Source organism: Burkholderia sp. 22088 (assembly GCF_052045915.1).
GTDB classification, from domain to species: domain Bacteria; phylum Pseudomonadota; class Gammaproteobacteria; order Burkholderiales; family Burkholderiaceae; genus Burkholderia; species Burkholderia cepacia.
Window position 1 is genome coordinate 67,903 of record NZ_JBQEPY010000023.1, and the last position, 14,736, is coordinate 82,638.

General features: G+C 65.9%; 10 protein-coding genes. 6 read left to right on the forward strand and 4 right to left on the reverse strand.

Annotated elements, in window-relative coordinates; genetic code table 11:
* Positions 1-74 precede the first annotated feature (74 nt).
* From ACTJLD_RS35075 to ACTJLD_RS35085, 3 genes are all read right to left on the reverse strand, one after another.
* Positions 75-2,699, reverse strand: a complete 2,625-nt coding sequence (locus ACTJLD_RS35075; RefSeq protein WP_440661005.1) for a fimbria/pilus outer membrane usher protein — start codon at positions 2,697-2,699, stop codon at positions 75-77.
* Positions 2,700-2,861: 162 nt separating this feature from the next.
* Positions 2,862-3,629: a fimbrial biogenesis chaperone gene (locus ACTJLD_RS35080; RefSeq protein ID WP_134256952.1), complete on the reverse strand. Its 768-nt coding sequence runs from the start codon at positions 3,627-3,629 to the stop codon at positions 2,862-2,864.
* A gap of 124 nt (positions 3,630-3,753) precedes the next feature.
* Entirely contained in the window at positions 3,754-4,287 is a 534-nt protein-coding gene (locus ACTJLD_RS35085; protein WP_059700468.1) for a fimbrial protein, read from the reverse strand.
* Between the two features lie 668 nt (positions 4,288-4,955).
* Here ACTJLD_RS35085 and ACTJLD_RS35090 point away from each other — a divergent pair.
* The 5 genes from ACTJLD_RS35090 (at position 4,956) to ACTJLD_RS35110 (ending at position 12,488) form a co-directional block, all read left to right on the forward strand.
* Complete coding sequence (locus ACTJLD_RS35090) at positions 4,956-7,820, forward strand: autotransporter family protein (protein WP_440661008.1); 2,865 nt, start codon at positions 4,956-4,958, stop codon at positions 7,818-7,820.
* Positions 7,821-8,129: 309 nt separating this feature from the next.
* Complete coding sequence (gene metX, locus ACTJLD_RS35095) at positions 8,130-9,275, forward strand: homoserine O-succinyltransferase MetX (protein ID WP_059700472.1); 1,146 nt, start codon at positions 8,130-8,132, stop codon at positions 9,273-9,275.
* A complete protein-coding gene (metW, locus tag ACTJLD_RS35100; RefSeq protein ID WP_021156285.1) occupies positions 9,272-9,880 on the forward strand; it encodes a methionine biosynthesis protein MetW in 609 nt (202 codons plus the stop codon). Before metX ends, metW begins: the two co-directional genes overlap by 4 nt.
* Positions 9,881-10,000: 120 nt before the next feature.
* Entirely contained in the window at positions 10,001-11,422 is a 1,422-nt protein-coding gene (locus ACTJLD_RS35105; RefSeq protein ID WP_059675221.1) for an AmpG family muropeptide MFS transporter, read from the forward strand.
* Entirely contained in the window at positions 11,412-12,488 is a 1,077-nt protein-coding gene (locus ACTJLD_RS35110; RefSeq protein ID WP_060082936.1) for a M48 family metallopeptidase, read from the forward strand. Before ACTJLD_RS35105 ends, ACTJLD_RS35110 begins: the two co-directional genes overlap by 11 nt.
* A gap of 9 nt (positions 12,489-12,497) precedes the next feature.
* Here ACTJLD_RS35110 and ACTJLD_RS35115 read toward each other — a convergent pair whose 3' ends face one another.
* Positions 12,498-13,442, reverse strand: coding sequence for an AraC family transcriptional regulator (locus ACTJLD_RS35115; protein ID WP_059700546.1), 945 nt, complete (start codon positions 13,440-13,442; stop codon positions 12,498-12,500).
* Positions 13,443-13,670: 228 nt separating this feature from the next.
* On the opposite strand from ACTJLD_RS35115, the gene ACTJLD_RS35120 reads away from it, so the two are divergent.
* Positions 13,671-14,723 carry an NAD(P)-dependent alcohol dehydrogenase gene (locus ACTJLD_RS35120; RefSeq protein WP_027788861.1) on the forward strand — a complete coding sequence of 351 codons (1,053 nt, stop codon included), beginning with the start codon at positions 13,671-13,673 and terminating at the stop codon, positions 14,721-14,723.
* Positions 14,724-14,736 lie beyond the last annotated feature (13 nt).

A 14,736-nucleotide genomic window follows, 5' to 3' on the forward strand; every position in this document is an offset into this window, starting at 1 on the left:
CAGCGCCCCGTCGGTGCTGGCGTCGCGGCTTGACGAGCGCGCGGCGCCTGCGACGTTGTCCGCGTAGACGCGTGTTACTCGCCGGGTGCAGCATCCATTCCATCGGTCGGTGGCTCTGCGCTGCGACAAAGCGCATCAACACGCTGGTAGCTGTCCGATCCCGAATGTTTTTCACGCACCGGCAGGTCATATGTGATGCGGCACCGCGCGTCGGGCTCCTCGCCCCATCTGACCGAGAGTTCGCCGCGATCCTCCAGCCCCCGGGCGAATATCTTGCTGGCCTGCCCGACTATGCCGACACGCTTGCCGTGTACGTCGATCACATCTGCACCGAACGGTAACGGCTTGCCGTTCGACCGCATGGTGTGGATCACCGCCGAGCGGCCCATTTCGGTTTCATACTTCAGCATCACGATCGCCCCTGCGCGGGGAGCGATCTGCTGACTGGTGGATTTCAATTCGACATCGGTGGACAGCCCCTTCGGATCGATATCGACCGAATTGACGCTATAGGGTGTCAGGTAAGGCACGATCGCGTAGCCACGGCCATCCACTCGCAAACCCGATGAATTGAGGACGCGCGCCCCCTGGGCATTCTTTGCCTCGACGATCCCGAATGTTTCAGAAACCGGCTGCGACAGCGTGATCCCGCCCGGATGCGCAACCAACGCGCCGCGCACGCCGAGCGAGCCTTGCGAATACCCCTTTCCGGTGCCCGCGCTGGCCGAAATATCGGCTACGCGGCCGTGATACAGCGCATTTGCACTGCCCGACGTGCTGCCCTGATCGTTGCCGGAAACGTGGTTGACGTTCACGCCGTACGAAAGATTGCGATCCGCGCCAAGCGAACCCGTCATGGCCGTCCGAACCTGCGTGCTGCCGCCCGTATCGCGTGACACGCTTGAACTGATGGTGACCGGGCGATCACGGCCGAGCGGAATCGTCAGACTCGCGTAGTAAAGCGTGCTCTGCCGGCCGAATTGCATCTGCTGCCGCGTCGCCTGGAGGTTCACGCTGATGTTGCGGATCGTATTGCTGTAACCGACCGAGTAGTTGATATCGGAACCGGCGCGATTCCAGTAATTCACCGTCGACGCCGTCAGCGATACGACGCCGCCTCGCTGGCCGAGCGACTGACTGATCGTCGCCTGTGCGCGGTTGCGCGGACGCACCACGTTGCCTCCCGCAGTCAGGCCACGCTTGCTTGCGTCGCGCATCTGCATGGCATTGACCAGGTCAAGGAAGCCGCCGGTCGAATAGCGATAGGCTGCGATGGAAATGTCCGAGCCGGTCTGCGGAAGATTCTTCGAGTAACCGATTCGCATGCTGCCGCCCACCATCCGGCCCGATCCCGGAATCAGCGCGTTCGATTGCGTGTAGTCGAAGCTGAACGCACCGACCTTCGTGGCCAGCACGCCGCCCACCAACGCTGTCGCGTAACCCTCGGCGGCCGCCGCACCGACATATCCGGTCAGTGCATTCGTGAAACCGCGCTGCCAGGTCCCCTGGATGAACGGCGGATTGCCGGAGAGCGATGCATCGCGAAGCGTGCCCGCCGTGATGCTGTAACGGCTGATGCCCGGCCGCAACGACAACGGCAGCGCGGCATAGGGCACGCTGAAGGAATGCACGCGGCCGTCCGCCTCGGTAACGTCCACCTTGAGGTCGCCGCCGTACCCTGTCGCATAAAGATCGTTGATCTCGAATGCACCGGGTGCGACGACCGTCTCGTAAATCGTCGCGCCGTTCTGCCTGATCGTCACCCTGGCGTTGCTGTTGGCCACGCCCCGTACGGTCGGCGCGTAGCCGCGCAGCGAGTCGGGCAGCATCCGGTCGTCGCTTGCGAGCCGGGCACCACGGAACGCAACCGAATCGAAGAGTTCACCGGTGGTATACGACTCGCCAAGCGTGAGTTGGGACGACAGGCGCGGCACATCGCGTTGCACGAAAATCCTGAGGCTTTGATATTGCCCCTTGCTCTGCGAACTCCAGTTGTATGAACCGTCATGCCGAAAATGCCACGGGCCGAGGTTCATGCCGGCGCTCAGCCCGACATATCCCTGCGTTTGCGTTTCCGCACCGTGGCTGTTGTACATATAGACATTCGTGTCGTAGCCGAGAAATGCGGCGTTCACCCCGCTATCCCAGTACGCCTGGCCGACATAACCACGCGGATTTCGGCTGAGCGACATTTGCTGGATCGTCAGATCGAGACGTTGCGTGCCGAAATCGAAGTCTGCCTTTGCGCTGTCGATGACCTGTTCTATCGGCAGGCACGCGCCCGGCACGTCCAGCGCCTCGGCGGTTGCGGAGGCGAGCCGGGTCAGATCGACGCCGGTGCGAAGCAGCAGTGACTTGTCAAAGCAGGCGCGCGCATTGCTGCCACGCAATCCGTCCGGCTCCTTGAACGGGACGTCGATACGGCCGACCCAGCGTTCGTTGACGTAAACGTCGACGTTGTATGTACCAGGCAGCACCGTGTCGCCCTTTTCGAAGCGCGAAAGATTGGTCGCCGCGCTGCTGCCAGGCGCGAGAAATTCCTTTTCGAACTCGATCGGCGCGACCATGAATCGCGCATTGCTCGATTCGACTTCAGCGGCCACCACCTGATAAGTGGACAACATCGACAGCACCGCGGCAGAAAGCGGCCGCAGGCGTGGCAGGATACCCTGCGCTTCGGGTTTTACGGTCTTCGTCATGGTGTCACGCACTTCATTACTCGGTGCGCCCGGAGACCGGGCAAAATGCTCCGTTGAAGGCGCGGTTGTGTCTTTCGACGTCGGGAGGCAATTCAGGGAAGGACGGCCGCGTCGATGCGGCCGGTCAGGCACGGCGCGGCATGCGGGCCGCGCCGCCTCGGGTCAGCGTTGCGCCGGGCTCTTGAGCGGGTGCGTGCCCGGCACGCCGGCACCGTAGTCGTTGATGGACAGGTAATCGACTTCGGCGTCGGCATCCGGCTGCCGTGCCAGCCTTTCGATCGGGAAAGTTTCGGACGAGAACGGCGGGACGTAACCGTTTCCGGCGCTATAGCTGCGGCCGCCAGACTTCAGCGTGACCTCACCGAGATTGACGAAATACGGCGTCGGGTTCTCGCCTTTCAGCACATAACCGCCGCCCCCTTCGCTTCGCATAACCGACCATCTCACCTTCCCGGGTGCGTCCAGAGGATCGCCGGACAGCCCCTTCGGTCGGTACATCACCTTGATGCGGGTACGGAAGGCGAATTGCAGGTAGTTCTCGCCGGCTTCCTCATCCGTCGCTTTCGGCGGCACCTCGAGCGCGTTCAGCCAGAACAGCGTTTCCCTGTCCTGCGCAAGTGGTTCCCGGGTATAGATCATGCGGACCGTCTGCCCCTTCTTTGCATCGAGCCGGAACATGGTCGGCGTCAACGTGAACGGTACGTCGATCGTCTCAGGCGACGCCTGAACCTCACCCTTGTCGATCCAGACCTGAACGAATGCGGGCCGGTCACCTGCATTCGTCATCTTGATCGACGTTTCACGCTCGGTGCCGCGGAAAATCACGCGCGTGTTGTCGATCACCACGCTCGCGTGTGCACTGTCGATCGCCGCGGCCGCGCTCAGGCCAAGCAGCGCGGCATACAATCCGTTTCTCCACGAAATTTTCATACGCATTCCTATTTAATATGTACTCGCGTCATTCCTGAGAAGCCGTCTCGCGTGACGACGAAACGGCTTGATACGAGAACGCGAAGGGGCGGCGGTGAAATTACCGGCCGCCTACGCGGCGTGCTTATTGATACGTGATCGTGTAGTTCACGCGCGACTTGACCGCACCCGCCGTGGCGTTGCCGAGCGACTGGTACTGTGCGTAGAACTGCAGGTCGGCCTTGCCCGAAGCAAGGCTGACCTTGTCGACGTTCTGCTGACCGATCGGCTTCGATGCATCAATCGGGTCGTAACTGCTGTTGAGCAGGGCAACTTCGACCTTCGTCGCCCCGCCGGCGTCAGGCTTCAGATTGCCGGTGGCCGAATTCACCGTCGGACCGGGCTCAAGGTACGCACTCACGATGCCCGTGGACGGCGTGCAATCGGTCAGGGACAGCTTGAACCCCTGACGACCGGCCCAGGAACCCGGCGCGGCCAGCGTCTTCGTGGACATCGGCGGCAGCGTGACGGTGAAATCCTTGCTGCCGTTATTGATCGTGCAGGTTGCCGATGTCAGCACACCATCGAACTCGACCAATCCGTCCGCGGCGTGCGCGGCGGGGGCAAGCATCAAGACTGAAATACCGGCCAGCAGCATCGGAACAAACGCTTTTTTCATGTCGATAATTGCCTATAAGGTTTAAGGTAAAGTTGAAATGTTCCGTCGCTTTTTTTCAGGACAAATCGATCATCCCCGTTGCCGGCGACGGCATTTCGCTGGGAATTTTCCGAAAAAACACAAGTTCATCACACCCATCGTCGTCCTAATTTATCGTCGGATTTCATCGTAAATGTACGAAAGTTCGTCGATCGACAGGCGTCACGCCATGTTTTATCGCCCACTGTCATCGATACGTAACAATTGATGTCCGGCAGCGGTGCTCCTGCTTACCCTGTCTCGGGAACACACAACACTCGCACCTGCTTTGCCGCACCAGTTGATCGCGGTGCGATCACGCCCCAGCGCCCCGACCGCATCGCACGGCCGATTCACGACATGAATCGGATCAGTCACGGTGACCGTCTCCGTCGCCATTCAGTGCATGGCCCGTACCCGACATGACGGGTACGAACAGCGTGGCGCAATCGGGCATTCGCGATGCCGGTACGGCAACAATTCGGTCTGCAAATTCGAACTCGTCAAATTTCCAAACCCTCTCTCACAAGATACATTTCGCTCGAACATTCAAGCAAAACCGGAGTGAACCAGTGAAATGCAGGCATGTGCTCTTCAAATTTGGCATCGGTGGGCATTTCGCCCGCGCGGCGATACTCGCCGGCACGGCGATGTCATTGCCGTCCCAGGCCCAATCTCCCGGCGGTAACGGCCAGCGTGCGGACGGCACCGCGCTCGAAGTCGCGCCCGGCGACTATTCGACGTTCAGCCATGGCGCTCCAGCATTGGCCGCACTCAACGGCGGCACGCTCACTACCGGCGGCAAGACGCGCCTGTTCACGTTCGGCCACGGTTCAAGCGGCGCAATCGCCGAAGGGGCCCGCTCATATATCGAATTGAACAACGCCGAAATCCGCACGCGCGGCATATTCGGCACGGGAATCGATGCGCGCCAGGGAGGCAGCGTGGTGGCGCGACAGCTTTCCATCGATACGGACAATGACAGTGCCCACGGCGCCTATGTCGACGGCGCCGACAGCCACATCGATCTCTCCGACAGCCTGATTGCCACACGCGGCCGTGAAGCGCATGGCGTCGCCGTGCACTATGCGCCGGGCGCCTCCGTGAGCGTCGCCGATACGAAGATCATCACCGGCGGCGAATTCTCTTTCGGCGTGTTCGTGAGTCACGGCGACGTGCGTGCGGCCTTCGATCGAGTCGACATCATGACAATCGGCGACTACGCGTCGGCGCTGTCCAAACCGGGCACATCCACCGTCACGTTCAGCGACTCGCTCCTGCAAACGAGCGGCTATGCCGCGCTCGGCGTGGATGCCCGCGAAGGCCGTGTCGAACTCGCCCGCTCGAACGTGCTCACGCACGGCGAGAGCGCCCATGGCCTGTATGCCTCGAAGGAATTTGCGAACGCGCCCGTCGCACAAGCGATCGATACGTACGTCACCACAACCGGTACGCGCTCGATCGGCGCCATCGCCCGGCTCGGCGGCAAGGTCGCGATGACACGCGGCGGCATCGTGACGAGCGGCGAACGCGCGCGCGGCGTGCTGTCGGCCGGCACAGGCTCCGTCGCCTCGCTCACCGAGACGAGCGTCGAGACGCACGGCGCCGAAGCCACCGCGTTGCATGCGAGTGTCGGCGGCACGGTCGATCTGCTGCGCAGCGACGCCCGCACGACCGGCGCCGACGCGTATGGGGCGGCCGTCCATGGCGGCACGCTGACGATCGACGACGGCACGCTCGTCAGCGAGCGCCATGGCGCGATCGACGCATCCGATGCGACGGTCACACTGAAAAACGGCACGCGCGCGATCGGCGGCAACGGCAAGCTGCTGTCCGTCCATGCCGAGTCGGGTGCGCCGGTACGCCTGACGCTCGACGAGCGCTCCCATGCCGCAGGCGACATCGTCAACCACCCGACCGACGACGGCAGTCCGACGCACGCGGTGACGGACGTCGCGCTCACGAACGCGTCCGCGTGGACGGGCGCGACCGACGCGGTTCGCACGCTGTCGCTGGACACGAACAGTCTCTGGACCGTCACCGCGGATTCGTCGGTCGGCTCCGTCGCGCTGCACGATTCGACGATCGCATTCGACGCGCCGGCGGCCCGAGGCGCGCCGACACCGCGCACGCTCGTGGTGACGGGCGACTATGCGGCCCGCAACGGCAAGCTCGTCCTCCATACGACGCTGCAGGACGACGCGTCGCCCACCGATCGTCTCGTGATCGACGGCGGCCACGCATCGGGCGATACCGGCATCGTCGTGAAGCGCGCGGGCGGCGACGGCGCGGCGACGACCGTCGGCATCCCGCTCGTCGAAACCCGCAACGGCGGCACGACCGATGCATCGGCATTCACGCTCGATGCGGCATCGGACGGCTACCGGAACGGCTTCGGTACGTTGTCGGCAGGCGGCTACGATTACATGCTCAAACGTGGCGGCGACGGCGGGCAGGCGGAAGACTGGTATCTCGTCTCCGCGGCAAAGCCACTGCCGCCGGTCCAGCCCGACCCGCCGATCGTGCCGGAAGTCGCTCCCCCTCCTCCGCGCGCCGCCGCACCGGAACCCGACGCGTATCTGGCAAACGCAGACGCCGCAGCGACGATGGCGATTCATTCGCTGCATCAGCGTGACGATCGTTCGCTACGCGCCGAGGCAACCGGCCCGCTGGACGGCGCCGTGTGGCTGCGCGCCGAGGGCCAGATGACGTCGATGTCGGGCGGCAACCGCAGCGTGTCGGGCAACGGCCGCCTGATTCACGCGGGCGCCGACCTGCTCCGCTTCGACGACGGCCGCGGCGGCAGCGTGCGCATCGGCGCGATGGGCATGTACGGCAGCCAGACGAACTGGTCGACACGCCCGCTGTGGAACCCGATCGAGGGGCGCGTCACGAACGCCACCGCGCGCGGCAGCGTGGCCGGCTACAACGTCGGCGTGTACGGCACGTGGTACGGCAGTCGCGACATCCTGACCGGCCCTTACGTCGATGCGTGGTTCATGTACGGCGCCTACGCGAACAGCGTCGGCGGCAGCCTCGCGGCCGATTCGTATCGGTCGCGCACCGAGACCGGTTCGATCGAGACAGGCTATTCACTCGGGTTCTACGAGCGGGGCGACACGCGGTTCTTCGTCGAGCCCGAAGCGCAGCTCGTCGTGTCCGACTATCGCGCGGACGCGCACGGCACCGCCGGCGGCCGCCTCGACGGCCAGGGCGCCACCGATGTGCTCACCCGCCTGGGCGTACGCGTGCACGGCGTGACCGCGATGTCGCACGGCCGTGAGTTGCGCCCGTTCATCGAGGCGAACTGGTGGCACGGCCCCGGCTCGCGCACGCTGACGCTCGACCGCAATGCTTTCTCGTTCAGCGTCCCGCGCGACCGCGCGGCGTTCCGGGTCGGCGCGCGAGGCCAGGTGTCGAAGCGCTTCGCGATATCGGCGGGCCTCGGGGTGGAGGCGAACCTGTCCGACTATGCGGTGGTCAAGGGCGAGCTGGCGGCGAAGTACCGCTGGTGACGGGGCGCGGCCTGCGCCGCCTGCTCCCGCGCAGGCGGTTCCGGCCACCCCGCGCACCTCCCGAATCCGGGTCCCGCAATTTCCGCTATACTCGTCCGACTTGCCGCCTCCCTGGCGGCAGGTCGGAAGCGCGCCGATTTGCTGACTCGATTGCGGGCGCGCGAACCGGCCGGGGCCTTGATGCGTCGCGCGTCGCTCCCCGGCGGTTCACTACAAATGCGGCTAAAGAGGTCGTCAGCCGCGCACCTTCGACTCCGCGCCCCGCCGACACCATTTAGCCGCCCAGTCATATGGCATAAGGCGGAACGAATGGAATCGATCGGCATCGTCGCTCCACAGACCATGCACTTCGCCGAACCGCTGCGCTTGCAAAGCGGCAGCGTGATCGGCAACTATCAGCTCGTCGTCGAGACGTACGGCGAGCTCAACGCCGCGCGCTCGAACGCAGTGCTCGTCTGCCACGCGCTCAACGCGTCGCATCACGTCGCCGGCGTCTACGCGGACGATCCGCGCAGCACCGGCTGGTGGGACAACATGGTCGGCCCGGGCAAGCCGCTCGACACCAACCGCTTCTTCGTGATCGGCGTGAACAACCTCGGCTCGTGTTTCGGCTCGACCGGCCCGATGAGCGTCGATCCGTCGACCGGCACGCCGTACGGTGCACGCTTCCCGGTGGTCACCGTCGAGGACTGGGTGCACGCGCAGGCGCGCGTCGCCGACGCGTTCGGCATCGAGCGCTTCGCCGCGGTGATGGGCGGCAGCCTCGGCGGGATGCAGGCGCTCGCGTGGAGCCTGATGTATCCGGAGCGCGTCGCGCACTGTATCGACATCGCGTCGACGCCGAAGCTGTCCGCGCAGAACATCGCGTTCAACGAGGTCGCGCGTTCGGCGATCCTGTCCGACCCCGACTTCCACGGCGGCGACTATTACGCGCACGGCGTGAAGCCGAAGCGCGGCCTGCGCGTCGCACGGATGATCGGCCACATCACGTACCTGTCCGACGACGACATGGCCGAGAAATTCGGCCGTGCGCTGCGCCGCGCGGACGGGGCGCTCGACGCGTACAACTTCAGCTTCGACGTCGAGTTCGAGGTCGAGTCCTACCTGCGCTACCAGGGCGACAAGTTCGCCGACTACTTCGACGCGAACACCTACCTGCTGATCACGCGCGCGCTCGACTACTTCGACCCGGCGAAGGCGTTCGACGGCAACCTGACGGCCGCGCTCGCACACACGCAGGCGAAATACCTGATCGCGAGCTTCTCGACCGACTGGCGCTTCGCGCCGGCGCGTTCGCGCGAGATCGTGAAAGCGCTGCTCGACAACAAGCGCACGGTCAGCTACGCGGAAATCGACGCGCCGCACGGCCACGACGCGTTCCTGCTCGACGACGCGCGTTATCACAACCTGCTCCGCGCGTATTACGAACGAATCGCCATCGAGGTGGGGGCATGAACCAGCAAGCACTGAATTCCCTGTCCGCGCGCGCGGACTTCCGCACGATCGCCCGCTGGGTCGAGCCGCGCTCGACCGTGCTCGACCTCGGCTGCGGCGACGGCTCGCTGCTCGCGCTGCTGATGGAAGAACTGGACGTCACCGGTTATGGCATCGAACTGAACGACGCGGGCGTGCTCGCGAGCGCGAAGAACGGCATCAACGTGATCCAGCAGAATCTCGAGGACGGCCTGCGGCTGTTCGAAGACCACAGCTTCGACATCGCGATCCTGTCGCAAACCCTGCAGACGATCCACCAGACCGCCGCGATCCTGCGCGAAACGGCGCGCGTCGGCCGCGAGTGCATCGTGTCGTTCCCGAACTTCGGCTACTGGTCGCACCGGCTGTCGGTGCTGCACGGCCGGATGCCCGTGTCGAAATCGCTGCCCTACCAGTGGCACAACACGCCGAACGTCCGGGTGCTGACGATCAAGGATTTCGAGGCGCTCGCGCCGGAAGTCGGCGTCACGATCCTCGACCGCGTCGTGCTGCACGAAGGCCAGCCGATTCGATGGGGAGCGAACTGGCGTGGTAGTCTTGCTGTCTACCGCGTCAAGCGCAGCTGAGCCGGGGGGCCGTTGACGGAAGATCCGGCCCGCACGGAGCGTGCGGCCGCCCCTCTCGCGTCGCTCGCACCGCCGCCTGCGCTGCCGCCGCAATCAGTCAACGCTACCCAGTTTCTGTCCATGTCGAAATCGCCACACGAGGCGCCCGCACTCACCGCTCACGAGGATCACCCCGGCTGGCGAGCCTATCTGAACACGCACATGCTGATCTGCGTGTTCCTGGGCTTCACGTCGGGCCTGCCCCTGTTCACGCTCGTCTACCTCGTGCAGGCTTGGCTGCGTTCGGAAGGCGTGAACCTGAAGGAAATCGGCCTGTTCGCGCTGATCCAGTTCCCGTATACGTGGAAGTTCCTGTGGGCGCCGCTGATGGACCGCTACATCCCGCGCCTGCCCGGCTGGCGGCCGGGCCGCCGGCGCGGCTGGATGCTGCTCACGCAGGTGCTGGTCGCGGGCGCGATCGCCGCGCTCGGCTTCGTGTCGCCGCGCGATTCGATCTGGACGGTCGCCGCGCTCACCACGCTCGTCGCGTTCTTCGGCGCGAGTTCCGACATCGTGATCGACGCATACCGCCGCGAGCTGCTGCGCGACACCGAGCAGGGCCTCGGCAACGCGGTGCACGTGAACGCGTACAAACTCGCCGCGCTGATTCCCGGTTCGCTCGCGCTGATCCTGTCCGATCACATGCCGTGGGACGCCGTGTTCGCGCTCACCGGTGCGTTCATGCTGCCGGGCATCCTGATGACGCTGCTGGTGCGCGAGCCCGAAGTGGTCGGCGCGCCGCCGCGCAACCTGCGCGACGCGATCGTGCTGCCGTTCCGCGAATTCATCCAGCGCGACGGCTGGGCCGGCGCGCTGCTCGTCATCGCATTCATCTTCCTGTTCAAGATCGGCGACACGATGGCCACCACGCTGTCGACGTCGTTCTTCCTCGACATCGGCTTCTCGCGCACCGAGATCGGCATCGTCGCGAAAACCACCGCGCTTGTCGCGAGCGTCGCCGGCGGCATCATTGGCGGCGTCTGGCTCGTGAAGATCGGCATCGGCCGCGGGCTGTGGGTCTTCGGCGCGCTGCAGATGGTGTCGACGCTCGGCTTCGCGTGGCTCGCGCAGGTCGGCCCCGGCTCGCCGGTGCTCGCGGCGCTCTATGACTTCACGGTCGCGGCCAGCCATGCGCTCGCGTCGTTCCTGTCGATCTTCGGCTTCGAGGTCACGCCGCATCTGAGCCCGATGACCGTCGCGCTCGCGCTCGTCTACGGCTTCGAAACCTTCACGACCGGCCTGACGATGGCCGCGTTCGTCGCGTACATCGCGAGCACGACCGACCCGCGCTATACGGCCACGCAGTTCGCGCTGTTCACGAGCCTCGCGTCGGTGCCGCGCACGCTCGCGTCGGCCGCGAGCGGCTTCATCGTCGCGAAGATCGGCTGGTTCGACTACTTCATCGTGTGCACCGCGCTCGCGATTCCCGGCATGCTGCTGCTGTTCAGGATCGCGCCGTGGAACGGCGCCGCACGCAACGGCGAGGCCAGCCGTGCGCAGTAACCGCCTGCACCGCCTCGCGCGCGTTGCGGCTTCGTGGAGCGTCGGTGCCGCGGCGCTCGCCGCCGGGTTCGCCGCCCATGCGTCCGACACCGGCGCGACCGCTGCAACCGCCGCGGGCTCCGCGCCGGCCGCCGCACCGGCTTCACCGCCGGCAACATCGACTTCCGCCGCCCCCGCCCAGCCGGCCACCGCCGAACCCGCGCAGCCGACCGGCGCCGCCGCGTCGACGAAGGCTTATACGCCGACACCGCAGCAGGTTCGCTACGGCAATGCGATCGCATTCCGCACGCTGATCCCGTCGCCGCTGCTCGAGCAGCTCACCGCGAGCGAATACGCGCAGATCGTGCAGGCGGCCGCCGACAGCAACCGCCTGCTGCCGGCAAACCAGCCGCGCGTGAAGCGCCTGCGCGCGATCGTCACGAAGCTCGCGCCGTATTCGGTGAAGTGGAACGATCGCGTGAAGAACTGGGCGTGGGACGTGAACGTGATCCGCTCGCGCGACATCCGCCTGACCTGCCTGCCGGGCGGCAAGGTGCTCGTGTACGGCGGCCTGCTCGAGCGCCTCCGGCTGAACGACGACGAACTCGGCGTGCTGGCCGCGCACGGCATCGCGCACGCGCTGCGCGAACATGCGCGCAGCAACTTCAGCGCGGCATCGCAAACTTCGCTGCGCGCCGCCGCGCTGCCGCCGCTGTTCGGCGTCGGCGATCCGCTGCCGCAGGCGCTGAACCTCGGCGAGCGCCTGCAGTCGCTCCACTACGACCCGACCGACGAGACCGAAGCCGACGTGATCGGCGGCGACATCGCCGCCCGCGCGGGCTTCGATCCGCGCGCGGCGATCACGCTGTGGGACAAGCTCGCGGCCGCGACGCGCGCGAACAAGGCCACGGGCTTCATCTACACGCACCCGTACGGCACCGCGCGGCGCCAGGATCTGCTGAACCGGCTGCCGGACCTGATGCCGCTGTACGCGAAGGCGATCGGCAAGCGTGTCGACTCACTGCCCGACTACGCGGGCATCAGCGCGCAGCGGCGCAAGGTCGTGCGGCGCGGCGCCACCGGCTGACGCCGGACGCTACGCGTCCGTATCGGCCACGGCCGGGCGAATCCCGATTTCGCGCATCCAGCGCACTTCGTCACCGGGACTGCGGCCGAACAGCCGCTTGAACTCGCGGCTGAACTGCGACGCGCTCGCATAACCGACGCGCGCGGCCGCCGTACCGGCGCCGACGCCGTCCTGCACCATCATCAGCCGCGCCTGGTGCAGGCGCGCGGCCTTCACGTACTGCATCGGCGACGTCGCCGTCACGTGCTTGAAGTGCGCGTGGAACACCGCGAGGCTCATCCCGGCCTCGCGCGCCAGGGTCTCGACATCGAGGTCGGCCTTCAGCTCCGCATGGATGCGCCGCAACGCCTTCGCGATGCGGCCGAAGTGATGCTGCTGCACGAGCGCCGCGCGGATCGCGTCGCCCTGCGCGCCTGTCAGCACGCGATACGCGATCTCGCGCATGATCGCGGGGCCCAGCACGCGCGTGTCGTGCGGCGAAGCCAGCGCTTCGAGCAGCCGCACGACCGCATCGGCCAGCGGCGCGTCGAGCGGCGTCGAATAGACGCCGAGCGGTTCGCTCGCGGCCGCGCCGAGCGTCTCGTCGAGCAGGATCGCGAGTTCGGCGATCACCGCGAGATCGACGCGGATCGAGATCGCGAGAAACGGCTCCTCCGCGCTCGCGAAGGTCTCGCATTCGAACGGCAGCGGCACCGACAGCACCAGGTATTGCTGCGCGTCGTACACGAACGAGCGGTCGCCGAGATAACCGAGCTTGCGCCCCTGGCACACGACGATGATGCTCGGCTCGTACAGCACGGGCATGCGCGGCCCCGGACGGCTCACGCGAATCAAACGCACGCCGTCGAGCGCCGCGAGCGTGTCGCCCTCGTTCGGCGCGAGGCGCGTGTGCAGCTCGACCATGCGGCGCTGCACGCGGTCGCCCGTGTCGGCGAAAAGGGGCTCGAAGCTCATCTGCGTCATCCTGTCCGGCAAGAGAATCTGGCTCGCAATGTAGCATCTTGAATGCGTTTTGGCGGCCGTTTGCACGCAGTTCGAGAGGAATAGGCAAATCTTCCAGACCTTCGTGTATTTCATCGCGGCGCCGTGCTCCTTACGATGACGTCCTGCCTCGCCGCATCGCCATAGGGTGCGACGGCAGTTCGTTTCGCCGGATGTTTTCCCGGCCAAGGAGCCCCCTGCATGAGCACCACCTACGCTTACGCGGCAACCGATTCGCAGTCGCCGCTCGCCCCGTTCGAATTCCAGCGTCGCGCGCTGCGCGACCTCGACGTCCAGATCGACGTCCTCTACTGCGGCGTCTGCCACTCGGACCTGCACCAGGCGCGCAACGAATGGCGCAACACGATCTACCCGGTCGTGCCGGGCCATGAAATCGTCGGCCGCGTGACCGCGACCGGCCCGCAGGTATCGCGCTTCAAGGTCGGCGAGCTGGTCGGCGTCGGCTGTCTCGTCGATTCGTGCCGCACCTGCCCGAGCTGCGCCGACGGGCTCGAGCAGTATTGCGAGAACGGCTTCGTCGGCACCTACAACGGCCAGGACCGCGTGACGGGCGACGTCACCTACGGCGGCTACTCGACGCAGCTCGTCGTCGATGAGGCGTTCGTGCTGCGCGTGCCCGAGACGCTCGACCCGGCCGGCGCCGCGCCGCTCCTGTGTGCGGGGATCACGACCTACTCGCCGCTGCGGCAGTGGAACGTCGGCCCCGGCAAGAAGGTCGGCATCGTCGGGCTCGGCGGCCTCGGCCACATGGGCGTGAAGCTGGCGCGCGCGATGGGCGCGCACGTCGTGCTGTTCACGACGTCGCCGTCGAAGATCGAGGACGGCAAGCGCGTCGGCGCGCACGAAGTCGTGATCTCGAAGGACGAAGCGCAGATGAACGCGCACCTGAACAGCTTCGACTTCATCCTGAACACGGTCGCCGCGCAGCACGACCTGAACCCGTTCCTGCACCTGCTGAAGCGCGACGGCACGATGACGCTCGTCGGCGCGCCGGAGCACGACCATCCGTCGCCGCAGGTGTTCAACCTGATCTTCAAGCGCCGCCGCCTCGCGGGCTCGCTGATCGGCGGGATCGCGGAAACGCAGGAAATGCTCGACTTCTGCGCGGAGCACGGGATCACGTCGGATATCGAGACGATTCCGATGCAGCAGATCAACGCCGCTTACGAACGGATGCTGAAGAGCGACGTGAAGTACCGGTTCGTGATCGACATGGCATCGATCAAGCAATAAGCGCCACCGCCGG